At 30.7% G+C, this 538-nt stretch carries 1 protein-coding gene; it reads right to left on the bottom strand.

Annotation, left to right across the window (positions count from 1 at the left end; translation table 11 throughout):
* Positions 1-179 precede the first annotated feature (179 nt).
* Positions 180-479, bottom strand: coding sequence for a transposase (locus tag HXZ74_RS17170; protein WP_125388334.1), 300 nt, complete (start codon positions 477-479; stop codon positions 180-182).
* Positions 480-538 lie beyond the last annotated feature (59 nt).

The following is a 538-nucleotide window of genomic DNA, read 5'->3' as shown; positions in this document are numbered from 1 at the left end:
TCTCTGCTTGAATTTAAAATATAGATACTTTATTTTATCTAGCATCAAATTTTTTCTCAAAAGTCGATTGGAGCAACCTTTATTTTTCCATTTATAATAGCTGCTGGAGTGGATTTTTAAGATAATACACATTTTCTCAATCGGAAATTGGCAATCGTGATTCTTTATAAATCTATATTTCATCGACCGTTCTTGGAGAAAATGCTGATTGCTTTTTTTAAGATATCACGTTCTAATTCTGCATCTTTAAGCTTTCTTTCTAATTCAACTATTCGCTCCTGTTCTGGCGTTAGTTTTAAATTACCTTTTCCTGGAAAACTATTGGATCCGTATTCTTGATAATCTTTGCGCCATTTGTATAATAAGGAGGCTTTTATTCCAAGTTCCCTTGCTAATTCCGATATATTACTTCTTTCATAACTCAATTCTACTGCTCGTAATTTAAATGAAGCATCGTAATGATTTTTTATTCCTTTCATAATTGTAAGATAAGTATTATATACCTTTTCTTACTCTGGAACTTTCGTTAGGATATCCA

It is taken from the genome of Empedobacter sp. R750 (assembly GCF_030324345.1).
Taxonomy (GTDB): Bacteria; Bacteroidota; Bacteroidia; order Flavobacteriales; family Weeksellaceae; genus Empedobacter; species Empedobacter falsenii_C.
This window is presented reverse-complemented; position numbering and strand designations above follow the sequence as displayed.

What these genes read in the sequence shown, in the direction of transcription:
- HXZ74_RS17170 (WP_125388334.1), bottom strand. Translation starts at nt 479, where the DNA reads ATGAAAGGAATAAAAAATCATTACGATGCTTCATTTAAATTACGAGCA.